Source organism: Acinetobacter sp. YH01024, assembly GCF_013420195.1.
Taxonomy (GTDB): domain Bacteria; phylum Pseudomonadota; class Gammaproteobacteria; order Pseudomonadales; family Moraxellaceae; genus Acinetobacter; species Acinetobacter amyesii.
Map to the genome: position 1 here is coordinate 141795 of NZ_VOYQ01000004.1, position 15499 is coordinate 157293.

Below are 15499 nucleotides of genomic sequence, written 5' to 3' on the forward strand. Positions count from 1 at the left end.
ATTTACTACGGCATCCAAAGTAATCCTGTTTATAATAGGGTTTTATTTTGATTGCGGCATTTGAGGTTGAGAGCATGAGCAAAGAATTAGAAATTATTGACTTAGTGGTAGGCGAAGGTAAAGAGGCGGTTAAAGGTGCTTTGATTACAACTCACTATACTGGTTGGTTAGAAGATGGTACTAAATTTGATTCATCATTGGATCGTGGTAATTATTTTGAAACGGTGATTGGTACTGGCCGTGTGATTAAAGGTTGGGATCAGGGCATCATGGGGATGAAAGTCGGTGGTAAACGTAAGTTAATCGTGCCATCACATTTGGCTTATGGTGAGCGTAAAATGGGTAATGTAATTCCTGCCAATTCAAATCTTATTTTTGAGATTGAATTGTATGACGTAAAAACTCGCGATTAATAGATCAATAGTTTTAGATCAATGACATGGACGTTATTGATCAATTGGATAAAATAGATGTTGTTATTTTTGTCTTTTACCGTAGATTAGAATAATTACTCGAGTATAAACGCAGGAATCAAAGCCATTGTATTTACAGTTGCCTTGTACCAGATTGTTCTGGGTTTTTACCTTTATTATTTTTACACTGGCATTTACTGTATCGACTGTTCAAGCACAGTATGAAACTGCGCCTAAATCATTTTATTTAAAGCATCAAAACGAAGTTAACCAAATCTACTTCACAGAAGATACCAGTAGCCTATTGCAAGGCAAATGGTTGTTTTATCCAAATCAATTTTTAACTTCTCCAAGTTCAGTTCTGGTCGGTCAAACGGTCTATCTGCCTACATCATTTAAAGACATCACAGGGGATAGTAAAGGCTTTGGGACATTTACTGGACATTTCCAAATCCCCAAACAATTTATTGGCCGTCGTATCGCAATATTGATTCCAAATCAGTACGGTGCGTATCGGGTATTTTTAAATGGTGATGTGATCGTCCGTTTGGGTGAAGTGGGACAAACTGAAGCAGAACAAAAAACGGAAAATGCTCCACGAATTGCCTATTTTGTGGCACAAGATGAATATTTCACTTTAACCATTCAGGCTTCAAGTTTTAACAGTATGCATGGCGGGTTTGAAAACCCGATGCGCATTGGTATCGCCAAGACAGTAAACCGCCAATTCCAACAACAAATGATGAGTATTGGGATGGTGTCGGGCGCCGTCTTGGGTGTGGGACTATTTACGATCCTATTTTCTGTTTTCCGAGGTTTACGCGGTCGCAATAGCCGAAGTAACTTGGTGTTTGGCTTATTTATTGTCTTTTTAGCACTCCATAATTTATTTTCAGCACCTTATGCCTATACCACTTTTACCGATATCAATTGGTTGTGGGGCACGCGATTAGAATACTTATTTACCTATTTGGCATCGATTTTCTTTTTAAGTTATATCCACTTGCTCAGTCGTCGCTATTTATTTACCTTAAATTATCAGATCGCGATTTTGCTGTTGTCGTTGAATATTTCAGTGACTTTTGTTTCGACGCCTGAAATTTTTCAACCTTTGGCAACTTACAGTTTTGCCTATGTGATCGTTGTTCTAAGTAATTTTGCTTATGGTTTTTACCTAACACTGAAAAAGAAAGAACCGTATTCAAAATTAAATTTAATCGCGGTTATTTTCCTGTGCATTACCTTTTTAAACGACTTTTTGCTGATGATGAATTTGATTGATTCAGTCAATTTATCGTTCATTTCAACCAGTTTGTATGCCTTGTTGATCATGTTTCAGCAATCGCACCATTATGCACAGCAGTCGATGCATACGGAACAGTTGAATAATAGTTTGCTTGAGCTAAACAGTTCACTCGATCAGAAAGTCAAAGAGCGCACCTTACAGCTCCATGAGCTGAATAAAAAATTAGAGCTACAAATTCGTATTGATGCCTTAACGGGGGCATTCAACCGCCGTGCACTGAATGCTGAAATTCAACGCTTATATTCGGAGGTCCGTTTTCATAGCCATCGAACACTGGTCTTTGCCATGTTAGATGTCGATTATTTTAAAAATTATAATGACCACTATGGACATCTCAAAGGCGATGAGGTGTTACAGCAGATCGTGAAAACCATGCAAAATACCCTGCCAAGTTCAGCCTATGTGGCTCGCTACGGTGGAGAGGAGTTTGCCATATTGATGCATGATGTTCCGTATGCGATTGCCCAAGAGCAATTACAATTGGTACTCGAAGCCATGCGTAATGAACAACTTGAACATGTTAATCGGGGTGATGAAAAAAATTACGTCACACTGAGTTTGGGCATGGCATGGATGGATAAGCAAAATGACTTCGAAAGTATCGAAGCTTTAATGAAACATGCAGACTATTATTTATATATGGCCAAACAGGCAGGACGCGATCAACTTAAGCCTTGATACCTAGTCGTAAACGGTTTAAAACTTTGTGGAGGTATCGCTAGTATTCTTTGCCAATCCTTATTTAGATTCATTTATCTTTAAATTCATCTATACAATCATCTTATTTGAAAATCTATCCCTCTACGAACTTTATCTCTCTACTAGCAGAGTTGTTTGACTAATTTAAGAGGTACATCAGCAGGCTCAAAATCCTGATGTGCGACAAAGCCATATTTTTGGTAAAAGGCGAGTGCCGTATGGGTACTTTCTAGACTGATCTCGGTAATATTCTTTTTCCGGACGCAGTGCATCATGTTTAATAATAACGCCTTACCAATGCCTTGGTACTGACGTTCAGGGCAAATATAGTTCAGTAAAATTTGTCCCTGATCACTGACTAAAATAAAGCCGACCACTCGATTGTCACTGACGTAGACCCAACTATCGTTGTAAAGCATCCACATTAAGATATTTGATTGATTTGCCTCCTCAAGCCAAGTTTGAATCACACTTTCATTACGTTGATGGTCCTGGATACATGAACGAATGCTGTTGTGAATCACGTTAATAATTTCGGGTATGTCCTGGATTTGTGCTTCACGTATCATAATTTTTTCTTTTTATAAAAAAACTCCAACAGCCTGCCATTTCAGAAGATATCGCCCTGTGCTTAAAGAGGCTTATTGTTGCGTTTTATGTTTTTTTGCTGCCATTGCGCCGTTGGGTTGGGTTTTTATTTCAAAATTGTTGCAAAATTTACAAATGTATATTTATAAATTAATCATTAAATATGGATAAATAACCACATAAATGCATCTAACTATACTGTTTTTAAAGTAATAATAGATCTTTTAGAAAAGTATACACACTTAATAATTTCAGCAGGTGTAATAGTTTGAAATAAATTAGCAAAGAAAATAGGCCAAATTTCAGCTTTAAAATAATTTTGTATGAATTTTAAACGTTATTGTGCGTTATATTAGTCCATAAAAATATTCGATGATTCAAGATGTGCATGCGCGTCATCGGCAGTAGGTTGTTATTATGGTTAATTTTCTCATTGTGATATGTATTCTGATCGCGTTGTCTGCAGCGGGCATTGTGGTCAAAAAAATCCTAAAAACAGAAAAATATCGTCAAAAATATACGCGCTACCAAGCACCAGAAAAATCGAACAGTATCTCTTTAGCATCGAATGATGATGCTATACGCCAAGTCGATCAGGTCATTGAAGTTGATGAATATGAACAGCAACTTTTTGATGATATTGCGGAAATTTTCTTTCAACAACAATACAAATTAGATTCGCTACAGGCAGCCGAGCAGTTACAAGAAGTCTTTTTACGTCGCATGCCAGTGAATTGTAAAACTCAAATTCGCCAATTAGATTTGAATGAATGGTCGATTTATTGGAATTTTTACAATCAATCACTCGAGTATTATTTAGGCCGATACGGTGAGTTTTATACACATGTCGACCGTTTTGGCGAAGAACATAAAATTGAATATCGCTATCAAGACTCCGCAAGTTGAAGCAAAATGCGATCTTGGACTAAATCGAGATAACTCAAATCATCGGTTATTCGGGCCATTAAAATAGCGCCTTCATAATCCGCCAAGCTGACTTTGGCAAGTTGAGCGGCGTGTTCGATGGTCATGCATCGCTTAAAAAACACTTCAAAGGCGAGTTGCCACTCCTGAAAGATGGACTGTAATTTTGCAAAAATCTCGGCAGGTAAATGTTGCCGCTCCATACTTAAGATCCCGACCAAACAGCCTAATCCACCTTGGCTAAAAAACTGGATGGCCTGTTGATGGATGTGCGAGAAAGCCTGTTGAGGTGATGCAGTGGATTGCTGTAATTGCTGAAAAATACTGTGCTGTAACTTTACATGCGTCAGGTTTAAAATTTCCATCAGCAAAGCGTCTTTATTCGGATAGTCATAATAAAACGCAGCTTTTGAAAGTCCACAGGCTTCAGCCAATTTCCCCATGCTGCAGCCCATATAGCCATAGCGTTTAAAGGCGTGTGCTGACTGTAGTAATAGATGTTCTGAGGTGTTTTTCCGTGGACGCATGTATCTCTCTATCCAAATAAATCACTATGATGTGTATAAAGTAAATTGGTTTAACCGACTAATAGTTCGTCAAACCTTCCAATGACTTCCTGCCATAAGGGTTCAGCACCTTTGCGGAAATATCCCATATGACCAATATGTTTTAGACCATAATCTTGCGCTTCAATATTGATATAGTGCATTGATGCTTGCGCATAATGTTGCATAAAAGCATGTCGTGAATTGGGTAATGCCCAGTCATCATCGAGCGCAGCGACCGCATAAATCGGCGTTTGAACTGCAGCATATTGTTGAGATAGCTCACTCAGCTCAGGGTCGGCAAAGAAATAGGTTGGGTTTTTACACCAACGACGCCATTGCTTATAGACATCGACAGGAAGGTCAGCGCCCATATTGAGTTTGCTCCAAGGCAAATACCCTTTGACGGCAACCATCGGCGGAAAAACGATATTCCACATCACATGAACCTTCATTTTTTCTTTAAAGGGCATATAGCCATGCCAACCTGCGCCAGTGCCAAAACAATACATGGCACGTATCTGATCATGATTTGAGGTGAGGCCTAGTGCTTGACCGCCATAGGAGTGTCCCACTAGAAAAGTTTCCTGACCGTGTTGTTGCATATAAGCTATGGCACCAGAAAGGTCATAACGTCCCCAGTCGAGGTAGGACATCTTAAAGCCTTTAAGTTTTGACGGTGCAGAACGTCCTATACCACGATAATCAAAAGTCAGTACTTGATAACCGAGTCCTGCGGCATACTCGGCAAAACGACGGTAAAATTGTTGAGGTACACCTGTAGCACTTGAAATAATAATATTGGCTTTAGCAGCAGAATTAGGCCGATATTCAACGCCTGAAAGCGTATAACCATCGGTTGCTGGGAAACTCACGGGTGTACTGTGTATTTCTTGCGTTGTTTGTTCTAAATCCGTTGGCATAATTTTTCTCTGAATAGGCAGGACGGAAAGGGTTTACTCAGTTTAAATAAAGGGTTATTTGCCCTGAAAATTGGCTGCGCGACGTTGTAGCATGGCCATCACACCTTCTTGTACATCTTGTGTTTTTAGTAGTGCTTGTAAATGCTGATCTAATTGAGCAAAGGCAGCATCGGCTCCCAAATGCACCCCTTGCTGTGCTGCAGCGAGTGTTGCCTGAACCGCCAGTGGTGCAGCCTGTGCAATTTGTTCTGCAAGTTCTATTGCACGAGATAAGGGCGCTTGGTCGGTGATTTCAGTCACCAAGTTCATGTCATATGCCGTTTGCGCATTGAAACGTTCACCTGTGAGTAAATAGCGCATGGCTTTATTCCAACCCGCTGCTTGCACAAAGCGAACTGTTGCGCCACCAAAGGGAAGAATGCCACGTTGCACTTCCATTTGAGCAAACTCCGTGTGACGCTGTGCGATCACGATATCGGCATTCAGCATGAGTTCAATACCCGCTGTAAAACAGAACCCTTGTACCGCGACCACAACTGGTTTTTTTCGTTGTCGTGAGTTGGTTCCCCACGGATTAATTTGCTGATCAGGAAAATTAAACAGTCCACTGCCAAGTTTTGGTTGTAGTTCGACCAGATCTAGACCTGCAGTAAAATGATCACCATGTGCAAAAATCACTGCACAGCGTAAATTTGGATCATCTTCATATTCAGTGAGTGCCAGTGAAAGGTCATGAATTAAATGACTGTCAAACGCATTTCGTTTATCTGCACGGTCCAAACCGATTAAATAAAGATGACCACGAATTTCTCGACTTACACGACCTTGTTGTTCTGACATTTGGATGATTCCTTCTGATTATTCTTTATGCATAGCTAAGTTTTTAAACGATTGTTAGAAAACTGTCAAAACTGATGCGTTCAAAACATCAAAATCATCGTCTGGTGGATGAGTGGTTTGATTTAAAATTTACAGAGTTGATATGAAATAGTGTGTGATATAGCTTGCCTTTGGGCTGATTTTTTCCATAATAGCTGCAGCTTTTTTAAGGCCCAATCAACCATGTCGAACTTAGAAATATTTGCAGTTATTATTAGCTTAATCGGGGTGAGTTTAACCATTAAGCGAAATATGTGGTGTTGGTGGTTTAACTTTGCAGCTTTTTTGCTGTATGCCTACTTGTTTTATACCTACAAACTTTATGGCGAAACCATTTTGCAGTTTTTCTTTGTGGTGGTGAACTTCTACGGTTTTTATCACTGGTTGAAGGGCAAACAACAAGATCATGACATCCGTATTGAACCGATTGCGACCAAACTCGTGATCTTTCAAATGCTCTTAGCAGCGGTGGGCGGTTTGATTTTTGGTTTAAGTTTGCACTATTTTACCGATGCAGCCGTACCGATTTTGGATGCACAATTGGCCGCGTTTAGCTTACTCGCAACGTATTGGACCAGCCGGAAACATATTGCTACTTGGGTGCTTTGGGTATTTGTCGATATTATCTATGTGGGTATGTTTATATACAAAGACCTGTATCTCACTGCGGCGTTGTATGCTGGTTTTGTGGGCTTGGCGGCATTTGGTTGGTGGCAATGGACACAAGTCAAAAATAAACAGCAGCAACAGGCGATGAAAGCTTTATAAGGATCATTGGGTGATGGCAAAGCTACTTTTAATAGCCGATTCCGAACCCGATGAATAAGTAAAGAGCGTGCAGAGTCATGATTATCGACTTTCAACTTGAGCAGCAACTGCGTTTTGATCGACAAGCTGGGTTTCTATTGCAGCAAAAAGCGAGCTTTTTTCAGTTTGAACAAATAGCAGATGTGTATAACGCTGAATGGCTCAATGCATTTCCACAAGGCACGCAATGTAGCATCAGCGGTTTGGATGATGGTGCAGATGAATACGGCATCCAAATCAGTTACAAACACCAAAGTATCTTGATTGATTATTCACAAGTAATCAAATTGGTACACCGTGATCGGGATGGTGTGGTGCATAGCATGCTTTTAAATTAATAAAATTTTTAAAATCAGCTCTTTAAAGATTCGTTTTAAAAAAGAAAAAAATAAGCGTAAGAAGAAATGAAAAGATATGGAACGTTATTAAAGCAATGACGCAACTTGACCCAAAAGATTCAACATTTAAAATTTTTAATCAGCTATGTTTCGAACTTTTTCATGATTATGGCTCGCACTGCACGTCTTTTGAACCAAGCGCTTTGATAAGTGCAAAACCAATGCAACAGCTTCCTGAACAAGCCAGCTTTGATATTGTAAGCCTCGACTTCGGTCATTGGTACGCAAAGTTGTCCTATGCAGGGATGTATTTAAAAATCGATGCGGGCTGGGAATTTCAGCTCGAGTTTAAAGATCAGCATGGGCAAATCTATTAAAAAGTCCTTTAAGGCAGAGTCCAATGAGTTGCAGTATGGCAATTCTGTTTTTTCAGCTTGGTTTCAGGTCAATGACAGCCATAACGCTTTTCGATTTAATTAAAAGCACAGTTTTAGCAACTGTAGACTGGGCGAAATAAAACAATAAAACCAATATTGACCTGAAGGATTACGAGAATGGCACATCAATTTACCGTCAATGCCACTATTCATGGCGTTTCAATTGAAGATTTTAAACGACTAGCCGCAGATATTAGCTTGCATGAAGCGGTGTGCAAACGCATACCGGGTGAAAATCTAGAAATTTTAGAATCAAAGAAAACAGGCGATATGTATACCTTAAAACGTGCGTATAACCTTGATGTAAATATTCCAGATATTGCCAAGAAATTTTTAAAAGATGCGTTTCGCTTAAAACGTACAGATATTAGTAATTTGGCGGCGTTAACGTCAGATGTCAAACTGGATCCAAACCTACCGCTCGAAGCCAGTTGCAAACGAAGTGTCAGTGGCGATGCGACACAAGTCAGTTTTAATTTGGACTGGACGGTGAAAGTCAAAGTTCCATTGATAGGTGGATTACTAGAAAAACATGCAGAAGGTGAAATTCGTCGTTTTAGTCAGCTTGAGATTGAAATTGTAGAAGATGAATTGCGTAAAAATTTAAAAGCCTGAATTGATTTGAAAGCGAGTTAAAAAAAGCGGTCATTGACCGCTTTTTTTTAGTGAGATGTTTTTTCAAAACGTTGACGATAGAGCATCGCAGTAAAGAAGGTCACCAAACAGACGGTCCAAATATAATACATGGCGCCAATGTTACTGTATAAACTCAACCATTGAACCAATGGCAAGGTGATACCACCAGCGATGGCATAGGCCAAATTGTATGAAAATGAAATGCCCGAGAAACGAATCTGTGCAGGGAACATTTTCACCATACTATAAGACACCATACCAACCGTGCCTGATGCCAAGCCGAGCAGCATATAGAGCGCAAACACGGTCGATGCCGCCACATGGCCCAAGCTGTTATAGAACACACCCGCGATTAGCGCGACAAGGAGGGAGCCGAACAATATCACTTTGCCCGCACCGAAGCGATCTGCCAAAAGACCTGCCAAGATACAACCGACCATTTGCATCACAATAGCGGCACTTTGCATTTTAAAGGCATCGGCACGCTCAAAACCAAAGGCGCCTGTGAGTAAATTTGGCATCGCTAAAATCAGCACAACAACACAGCCGGTTAAGAACCATGTAAACAGCATACCAATCACAACGCCTGTTTTGTGTTGTTGCAGCACTTGTTTTACTGGAAGCTCTTTAGCCAATTGTTTCTTTTCTTGCATGGCTTTAAATACAGGCGTTTCTTTTAAATAACTGCGGAGATAGAGCGCAACAAAACCAAAGATCCCGCCTAGAATAAATGGAATCCGCCATGCCCAGTCATGGATTTCTGACTCTGTAAATTGTAATGAAATAAACAAAGACATCAGTGCGCCCAATAGGATACCCAAAGATAAGCCGGCAGTGAGTAGGCCGTTGGCGATCCCAATTTTTTGCTCTGGCACATGCTCTGAAACAAAAGTCCATGCCGCAGGGATTTCACCACCAATCGCGATGCCTTGAATCACACGCATCAGTAGGAGCAAAAGTGGTGCTGCATAACCAATACTTTCAAAAGTCGGCATCACACCGATCATCAGTGTAGGTAGAGCCATGAGTAAAATAGACAAACTAAATAAACGCTTACGACCAATCAAATCGCCAAAATGCGCCATCACCACACCACCCAACGGGCGGAAAAAATATCCGGCTGCAAAAATACCGTAAGTATTCAGCATCGCCCAAAATGGACTGAGTCCAGTGGGGAAAAACAGTTCCGAAATAATTTTGGCGTAAAACACATAAATGACAAAGTCATAAAACTCGAGTGCGCCACCGAGGGATGACAGTCCGAGGGTACGTTTATCTTGACGAGTCAGGCGTGGCTGAGCTTCCATGCAAATATTTTCCAGCAGCAAATAGCATTTGAGGATTTTAGTGATTCAAATTTTTATTGAATAATCAAACTTTGTTGCCTTATTAAAAACTTATAGTTATGAAAATATCGTGAATTAAGAACAAAATAATATAGATAAAGTCGCATTAACTTAAAGAATGATTGGTGATGGATGGCGTTAAATCTTGGAATATAAATGATAAATATCAATAGTATAGGGCGGTGTGATCTGCTATTTTACTTTGTGCTCTATATAAACCATAAAAGATTCAAAGCCATAGCATGCCGTTGTTTTATACTCAGAACCGATAATAATGCATATTGCATGGTTGTTTTTTTTAAATAACTGATATTACGCAGTAACATCAGAAGCGTTATTTGATTTAAATAAATGAACGATACGCGCTAAGGTCATCCGTAAGTGTTTGAGACAGGACTCCTTCTAATCAAAAAAGTTTTTGCGATACTTTGAACAATTTGATACTAGTGAACGAGTTTTGTCGGTGAGGTGCATTGCACCGCAAGATGGTTTCCTTGCGAAGCTTTGCTTCTCATTTTGCCTAATGAGAAACATTGTTTCGTAAGAGTACCTCCAGCCGAAGGCTAATCCCTTTATTTAAATCCTAGATGTAAGACCCCGTCGAATAGACTTAAATATCATTTAAAAATTGTGAAATTACTTTTACGTGCGTAACATCAGTTAAATAATTTAAGCCCGCTAGACTTAAAAAGGATAAAAACATGAGTAATGTTGCTGCTGTTGCACAGCGTGGTGAAGCAATTTTGACGCTAACTGCCGCAGAGGTGCAAGCGTCTGAAATAGGTTCTGCATGGTTAATTGCATTGAGCGAAACACTGCATGCCACCATGCTTGAGCGTCAAGGCGTAGGCATTGCGGCGCCGCAAATTTATGTTTCTAAGCGGGTGATTATCGTGGCTTCACGTGCAAATTTACGCTATCCCGATGCGCCTGAAATGGAGGCGATCGTGATGGTCAATCCAGTGATTACATCTCGATCTACGACCACAGTTTTGGGTGAAGAAGGCTGCTTAAGTGTGCCGAATGCACGAGGACAAGTCCCGAGAGCCGAGCAAATTCACGTGCGATATTTGACCCTTCAAGGTGAATTCAAAGAGAAAACCCTGAATGGCTTTCCTTCACGGATCGTACAACATGAGGTCGATCATCTGAACGGGATCTTATTCACCGAGCGTTTAGAATAAAAACCGTGCTATTCCAAAAAGATAAAAGTGACCAATTGAGCTAAAAAAATAGCGGAAAAGTAATTTGAATAGTGGTGTAAGTGAAGTTTAAAGGCTTCAAAGGTTGCACTTTTAACTGTGAAAATAGGCTTTCTTTTTGAAGTTAAAACCTTGTATAACTAGCGAAATAATAAAATAAAAAAGAAGATTAATGGGGAAAAATTGGGGCAATGCTGTCTGTACGAAATGGGGCGTACAATGGCGTAAATTGAAGCATCTTTTGTTTGAGTCAGACTATCTCATCATCAATTGGTCTGACTACGATAAAGGGCGTTTACTTCTCATCTTTGGCATGCTGAGTCAAGTTAGCGTGTTGAAGTGGTGCATCATGAATTTTTATTATTCGACCAATCGGATTTGGTTTAATCCGAGTGAACTCAAGTTCAGGATCATCGTCGCTTGTATAGTCCTACTCAGTTATGGCGTATTGGCAGTACTCAGTCTTTATTTCAAAAAATATTTAAATTTTAGACTGTTTTTTAGCTATTTTGCGCCCGTCCTGTTTGGGATCGGCATGATCTATGGTGGCTATATGATCGGGATCTATAGTCCTGCCACTATGGCGGGGACGGTCAATCTGCTGATGGTCGGTTTGGTTTTTTATCGTCCTGCAATTATGCTCAGTATTACATTTCCGATCACACTGTTTATTGGCTACATTTGCTATCAAACTTCGATTGACCATCTAGAATATGCACCGATTTTCAGCCCAGCTTTAAAACAGAGTGAGTTTTACGACAATGCCTTTTGGCTGATGAGTATGGCGGAGTTGTATTTACCCATATTGATCGTCAGTGCAGTGTTTTTTCAGATTTTGCTTTTACAGTGGCGACACCGTGAACAAAAGATGGAAGTCCTCAGCCGTGTCGATGGGCTGACCAATGTGTTTAACCGACGTTATGTTAGTCATGAACTTGATACACTCAGCAAACAGACACAGCCTGAATTTGCAGTGGTTTTGCTTGATCTCGACCATTTTAAATTGATCAATGACCAATATGGACATGATGCAGGAGATGCCGTTTTACAACGTGTTGCTCAAATTTAAAATGACAATACTCGTGTACAAGATGTGGTTGGGCGTTATGGCGGTGAAGAATTCATTTTAATTCTAAAAAATCAGAGTTTAGAGCAGGCGATAGAGGTCGCTGAACGCTGTCGATTGGCCATTTCTGAAGCTGAAACTATGATAGCCAACCATCAAATGTTGAAGATTAGTGCAAGTTTCGGTGTGGCAACGGCGATTGAGGGGACACTGTCTGCTGTGGTCACGCGTATGGCCGATCAAGCGCTGTACATGGCAAAGCAACAAGGTCGTAACCAAGTACGCAGCTTTCGTGAGTTAAAATTGGCAGAAGATTAAATAATTTAAACGATAGTTATGCAGCAATTACAATTTCAGCTCGGATTAGCGCAGCTCGACTTTCAGACCGAGCAACAGAATATTCATTTTGATCATGGCTTAGTCGCTTTGGTGCAAAAATGTGTCCGACATCAGCGCTTCGATGCTTTAGCGATTGAATATTTGATCTATGAAATTGAAGAAATTTTAGAACGATTACAGCTCGATTATCAGACGCAGCGCTATGCTCAGTCGAATGATGCGATGCTGCATCTATTGGCGCAGAGCTTTTTTGAACATGCGACCCACATTGACCGACAAAGCCTAGAACATGGCTTTAATGAAATGATTGAACATACCGAATATTATCAAAATCTATTTGGTGAGCAGGCAATCATTCAACTCAGTTATTTCGTTTTTATTCGAGAAATGATGCACCATTTAAACCTACAGCACATACAAGTTTTAGCTCAGAATGCGTCTTCACCATAAGGACTTATACAGATGCAGCTCAATTTGTTATAAATAAAAAAGCACACAACAAAAAATAGACCTTATGAAAACGCCTGTTCCAGATTATTTACAGCATGTCTTTAATGCCTGCGATGCCAATCAGCACGGAGATTTAGCAGATTATATTCCTGAGTTAGCCCATGCCAATCCGAATAGACTGGCTTTGGCACTGTCTACCGTAGATGGCACGATTTATTCCACAGGTGATGACGAAGTCGAGTTCACCATACAGTCGATGTCTAAACCCTTTGCTTATGCCTTAGCGATTCGTCATCTTGGCTTGGATAGCGTTTTACAAAAGGTCGGTGTCGAGCCATCGGGAGAGGCGTTTAATCAAATTGCGCTCGATCCACAAAGCAATACCCCGAAAAACCCGATGATCAATTCGGGGGCAATCACCACACATTCACTTTTACCGCATGACGAACACAGCACCCGAGCTGAAAAACTCCGCGAATTTTTAAGTGAACTGGCAGGGCATGAGGTGGTTGTTCGAGAAGAGTTGAGTCAATATTTACAACGGTTTGAGCGTTAATGGATAAAAGTCCATTGTTGATTTATACAACATGCTCATAAGTTTAGTGCTTAGATCGGCTATAATTTTCTTTTTGCGTTAAATTTGCTTATGTCTTTTGAGTTAAAAGTCAGTTTACTCCCGAGAGTTGAAGCTTTATCCCCACAGCATAAAAAGCTGAATAAACTGATTGAGCAAATCGAACAGCAAAAGCTGGATTTAGATCTTTGGCAAAATGCCAAAAGTGAGATTCAGAGTTATATTCAGTTAAAACTTGTGCCGATTTATCGTGATTTGCATGCGGTGTACTACCGCCAGCTTGCACAACTTTGGCAGCACATACAGCAAGAAGACTTTGCCAAAGCCGATTTAGCACAGCTTGATGCCAAACTAACCAAATTGGCAAAGCAGTTGAAAAAATCCAATTACTTAAATACAGCCGAACTTGAAAAAGTCACTGAAGTAGATGCTTTTTATCAGCAGCACCATGCACATAATCAAAAGCTGAATAAAAAAGCCAAGTTGGCCCAAACTGAACAGAGCAAAGTAGAAGGTTATGTTGATATAGAACAAGAAACGACAGAACAAAATGAGTCTTATGAAGCGTGGGATAGCGATCAATATCAACGTGAGAAAGAAGATCATCAGCGTAAACGACTTGCGCAAAAACGTGAGCAAGCTGAAAAGTTAGTGAACCAATCACTGAAAACTGTGTATTTAAAAATCACTGCCATGATTCACCCTGACCGTGAGCCTGATGAATCGAAAAAAGCAGAAAAAACTGAGCTGCTGCAAGTGGTGAACCAAGCCCATGAAGCACAGGATTTGTTTTATTTACTGAAACTGCAATTACAGCTTGAAACCAATAAAGGTAAAAGCCCTAAAGCCTTAACTGATGAACATTTAAAGTTTTATAAAATGGCTTTAGAAGCTCAAAGCCAACGGCTAGCCAGTCAGATTGATGACATCACAGATAGTTTCCACTGGAGTGAAAATCCAAAGCCGAAAAATATGCAGGTGAAAGATGTGTATAAGGTGATTGATGGCGATGTCTCAGTGCTGAAAGAACAAGTGAAGTGGGAAAAGGAACGGCTGAAATATATGGAAAAGGTGAAAGGGTTGGAAGTGTTGTTGGCACAGAATGTACTTTGATGCTTTTCTCCCTTAAAAGCACCTCTCCATAACCCTCTCCTCGAGTTACCCTCACCCCCTTGCGAAGCAATGCTTCTCATCCCAAAGGGAGAGGGAGTTGCATCTAATTAAATACCGTCTATTGGCTTAATAATGAATTGATGTAGGCTCTAGATAAATATCAACTAGTTTTTCACCTCTTGGGGTTATTTCGAATACACCAAAATTACCGAGGTCAGTGTTTCCATCATCACTTTCATAAAAGTACACCTTATCAGAATCAGCAATACGGAACTCGAAAAGGTATTTCATACCGACTTTATTTGGATTTTTCAAAACACGAAAAGCATCAAGTTTTCCATCGCCGTTGAAGTCGATCAGTTTTGCTTGTTTTAAATGTGTGGTATCAACTTCATAGCCTTGAGGTAAAGGTGTTGGATTATTCACTAACATAGTGGATTGTACGGTTGGTGGAATCACTACAGTATCTTGTATGATAGGTTCTGATGTTGCTTGTTTTTCAGCTTTCTGCTCTATTTTTTGTTGAGGTTGCTCTGTGCAGGCAATAAGAATCAATGTTGAAGTGATGATGCATGTAAGCATTTTTTTATTTTGTTGTTTCATGTGGATTTTTTATAAGTTTTAGTGTGGGTGTGATTATACTGGTTTAATAAAAATAAAGAATATAGAAACATTGAATGTCGATAAATGTGCAATTACTCGAATTTTCTCGTCAATTGAGATCAAACTGCACCGATGCAGAAAACTTTATGTGGCAACTCCTACGTGCCAAGCGTTTTATGAACCTTGAACCGTACCGGGTTTGTCGGAGACTCAGTATTCTGAGAGAATGTTCCGATGACCAAATTAAAATATACCCCTGAAATCAGAGAAAGAGCGGTTCAATTATTGATTGAATCTGAAAAAGACTATCC

The 15499-nt window shown here is 40.0% G+C and carries 17 protein-coding genes and 2 pseudogenes; 13 read left to right on the forward strand and 6 right to left on the reverse strand.

Annotation, left to right across the window (positions count from 1 at the left end):
• Positions 1 to 74 precede the first annotated feature (74 nt).
• Both FTT88_RS03710 and FTT88_RS03715 read left to right on the forward strand, forming a co-directional pair.
• Positions 75 to 413 carry an FKBP-type peptidyl-prolyl cis-trans isomerase gene (locus FTT88_RS03710; RefSeq protein ID WP_180005310.1) on the forward strand — a complete coding sequence of 113 codons (339 nt, stop codon included), beginning with the start codon at positions 75 to 77 and terminating at the stop codon, positions 411 to 413.
• A 127-nt stretch (positions 414 to 540) separates the two neighbouring features.
• A complete protein-coding gene (locus tag FTT88_RS03715; protein WP_373683078.1) occupies positions 541 to 2397 on the forward strand; it encodes a diguanylate cyclase domain-containing protein in 1857 nt (618 codons plus the stop codon).
• Positions 2398 to 2540: 143 nt separating this feature from the next.
• Here the strand turns inward: FTT88_RS03715 and FTT88_RS03720 are convergent, their stop codons facing one another.
• On the reverse strand, positions 2541 to 2987 hold the full coding sequence (locus FTT88_RS03720) for a GNAT family N-acetyltransferase (RefSeq protein ID WP_180005311.1): 447 nt from the start codon (positions 2985 to 2987) through the stop codon (positions 2541 to 2543).
• A gap of 436 nt (positions 2988 to 3423) precedes the next feature.
• Here FTT88_RS03720 and FTT88_RS03725 point away from each other — a divergent pair, with 436 nt between their 5' ends.
• Positions 3424 to 3912, forward strand: coding sequence for a hypothetical protein (locus tag FTT88_RS03725; RefSeq protein WP_168379275.1), 489 nt, complete (start codon positions 3424 to 3426; stop codon positions 3910 to 3912).
• Here FTT88_RS03725 and FTT88_RS03730 read toward each other — a convergent pair.
• Genes FTT88_RS03730 through FTT88_RS03740 form a run of 3 tightly spaced genes read right to left on the reverse strand, consistent with a single transcriptional unit; the run spans position 3894 to position 6238 of the window.
• A complete protein-coding gene (locus FTT88_RS03730; RefSeq protein ID WP_180005312.1) occupies positions 3894 to 4457 on the reverse strand; it encodes a TetR/AcrR family transcriptional regulator in 564 nt (187 codons plus the stop codon). The two genes, FTT88_RS03725 and FTT88_RS03730, sit on opposite strands and share 19 nt — an antisense overlap.
• 50 nt (positions 4458 to 4507) lie before the next feature.
• Positions 4508 to 5398, reverse strand: a complete 891-nt coding sequence (locus FTT88_RS03735) for an alpha/beta fold hydrolase (protein ID WP_180005313.1) — start codon at positions 5396 to 5398, stop codon at positions 4508 to 4510.
• Positions 5399 to 5452: 54 nt separating this feature from the next.
• Positions 5453 to 6238 carry a crotonase/enoyl-CoA hydratase family protein gene (locus FTT88_RS03740; RefSeq protein WP_180005314.1) on the reverse strand — a complete coding sequence of 262 codons (786 nt, stop codon included), beginning with the start codon at positions 6236 to 6238 and terminating at the stop codon, positions 5453 to 5455.
• 222 nt (positions 6239 to 6460) lie between these two features.
• On the opposite strand from FTT88_RS03740, the gene pnuC reads away from it, so the two are divergent.
• The 4 genes from pnuC to FTT88_RS03760 all read left to right on the forward strand — a co-directional run bounded on the left by pnuC (position 6461) and on the right by FTT88_RS03760 (position 8474).
• Positions 6461 to 7045 (forward strand): nicotinamide riboside transporter PnuC, encoded by a 585-nt coding sequence (gene pnuC / locus FTT88_RS03745; protein WP_180005315.1) that lies wholly within the window; start codon positions 6461 to 6463, stop codon positions 7043 to 7045.
• A 77-nt stretch (positions 7046 to 7122) separates the two neighbouring features.
• Positions 7123 to 7422 (forward strand): hypothetical protein, encoded by a 300-nt coding sequence (locus FTT88_RS03750; RefSeq protein ID WP_180005316.1) that lies wholly within the window; start codon positions 7123 to 7125, stop codon positions 7420 to 7422.
• Positions 7423 to 7643: 221 nt separating this feature from the next.
• Entirely contained in the window at positions 7644 to 7799 is a 156-nt protein-coding gene (locus tag FTT88_RS03755) for a hypothetical protein (protein ID WP_180005317.1), read from the forward strand.
• A gap of 177 nt (positions 7800 to 7976) precedes the next feature.
• Positions 7977 to 8474 (forward strand): DUF2505 family protein, encoded by a 498-nt coding sequence (locus FTT88_RS03760; RefSeq protein ID WP_180005318.1) that lies wholly within the window; start codon positions 7977 to 7979, stop codon positions 8472 to 8474.
• Positions 8475 to 8521: 47 nt separating this feature from the next.
• On the opposite strand, the gene FTT88_RS03765 is transcribed toward FTT88_RS03760, so the two are convergent.
• Entirely contained in the window at positions 8522 to 9802 is a 1281-nt protein-coding gene (locus tag FTT88_RS03765) for an MFS transporter (protein WP_180005319.1), read from the reverse strand.
• Between the two features lie 740 nt (positions 9803 to 10542).
• On the opposite strand from FTT88_RS03765, the gene def reads away from it, so the two are divergent.
• The 5 genes and pseudogenes from def (at position 10543) to FTT88_RS03795 (ending at position 14585) form a co-directional block, all read left to right on the forward strand.
• The gene (def, locus tag FTT88_RS03770) at positions 10543 to 11025 is read left to right on the forward strand and encodes a peptide deformylase (protein WP_180005320.1); all 483 of its coding nucleotides are present in this window, start codon (positions 10543 to 10545) and stop codon (positions 11023 to 11025) included.
• Between the two features lie 571 nt (positions 11026 to 11596).
• Positions 11597 to 12427: pseudogene (locus FTT88_RS17495) on the forward strand (GGDEF domain-containing protein).
• Between the two features lie 18 nt (positions 12428 to 12445).
• Positions 12446 to 12898 carry a hypothetical protein gene (locus FTT88_RS03785; RefSeq protein WP_180005323.1) on the forward strand — a complete coding sequence of 151 codons (453 nt, stop codon included), beginning with the start codon at positions 12446 to 12448 and terminating at the stop codon, positions 12896 to 12898.
• A 64-nt stretch (positions 12899 to 12962) separates the two neighbouring features.
• Positions 12963 to 13424, forward strand: a pseudogene (locus FTT88_RS03790) (glutaminase); the annotation flags it as partial.
• Between the two features lie 120 nt (positions 13425 to 13544).
• Positions 13545 to 14585: a molecular chaperone DnaJ gene (locus FTT88_RS03795; protein WP_180173671.1), complete on the forward strand. Its 1041-nt coding sequence runs from the start codon at positions 13545 to 13547 to the stop codon at positions 14583 to 14585.
• 126 nt (positions 14586 to 14711) lie between these two features.
• On the opposite strand, the gene FTT88_RS03800 is transcribed toward FTT88_RS03795, so the two are convergent.
• Positions 14712 to 15188 carry a hypothetical protein gene (locus FTT88_RS03800; RefSeq protein ID WP_180173672.1) on the reverse strand — a complete coding sequence of 159 codons (477 nt, stop codon included), beginning with the start codon at positions 15186 to 15188 and terminating at the stop codon, positions 14712 to 14714.
• Positions 15189 to 15262: 74 nt separating this feature from the next.
• Here FTT88_RS03800 and FTT88_RS17500 point away from each other — a divergent pair, with 74 nt between their 5' ends.
• A complete protein-coding gene (locus FTT88_RS17500) occupies positions 15263 to 15448 on the forward strand; it encodes a DUF559 domain-containing protein (protein ID WP_180005079.1) in 186 nt (61 codons plus the stop codon).
• Positions 15449 to 15499: the final 51 nt, after the last annotated feature.

Excerpts from the sequence above, each read along its gene's own strand:
- FTT88_RS03755 (WP_180005317.1), top strand. The coding sequence starts at position 7,644 with ATGCAACAGCTTCCTGAACAAGCCAGCTTTGATATTGTAAGCCTCGAC.
- def (WP_180005320.1), top strand. The coding sequence starts at position 10,543 with ATGAGTAATGTTGCTGCTGTTGCACAGCGTGGTGAAGCAATTTTGACG.
- FTT88_RS03735 (WP_180005313.1), bottom strand. The coding sequence starts at position 5,398 with ATGCCAACGGATTTAGAACAAACAACGCAAGAAATACACAGTACACCC.
- FTT88_RS03730 (WP_180005312.1), bottom strand. The coding sequence starts at position 4,457 with ATGCGTCCACGGAAAAACACCTCAGAACATCTATTACTACAGTCAGCA.
- FTT88_RS03800 (WP_180173672.1), bottom strand. The coding sequence starts at position 15,188 with ATGAAACAACAAAATAAAAAAATGCTTACATGCATCATCACTTCAACA.
- pnuC (WP_180005315.1), top strand. The coding sequence starts at position 6,461 with ATGTCGAACTTAGAAATATTTGCAGTTATTATTAGCTTAATCGGGGTG.
- FTT88_RS03750 (WP_180005316.1), top strand. The coding sequence starts at position 7,123 with ATGATTATCGACTTTCAACTTGAGCAGCAACTGCGTTTTGATCGACAA.
- FTT88_RS03765 (WP_180005319.1), bottom strand. The coding sequence starts at position 9,802 with ATGGAAGCTCAGCCACGCCTGACTCGTCAAGATAAACGTACCCTCGGA.
- FTT88_RS03725 (WP_168379275.1), top strand. The coding sequence starts at position 3,424 with ATGGTTAATTTTCTCATTGTGATATGTATTCTGATCGCGTTGTCTGCA.
- FTT88_RS03760 (WP_180005318.1), top strand. The coding sequence starts at position 7,977 with ATGGCACATCAATTTACCGTCAATGCCACTATTCATGGCGTTTCAATT.
- FTT88_RS17500 (WP_180005079.1), top strand. The coding sequence starts at position 15,263 with ATGTCGATAAATGTGCAATTACTCGAATTTTCTCGTCAATTGAGATCA.
- FTT88_RS03720 (WP_180005311.1), bottom strand. The coding sequence starts at position 2,987 with ATGATACGTGAAGCACAAATCCAGGACATACCCGAAATTATTAACGTG.
- FTT88_RS03795 (WP_180173671.1), top strand. The coding sequence starts at position 13,545 with ATGTCTTTTGAGTTAAAAGTCAGTTTACTCCCGAGAGTTGAAGCTTTA.
- FTT88_RS03740 (WP_180005314.1), bottom strand. The coding sequence starts at position 6,238 with ATGTCAGAACAACAAGGTCGTGTAAGTCGAGAAATTCGTGGTCATCTT.
- FTT88_RS03710 (WP_180005310.1), top strand. The coding sequence starts at position 75 with ATGAGCAAAGAATTAGAAATTATTGACTTAGTGGTAGGCGAAGGTAAA.
- FTT88_RS03785 (WP_180005323.1), top strand. The coding sequence starts at position 12,446 with ATGCAGCAATTACAATTTCAGCTCGGATTAGCGCAGCTCGACTTTCAG.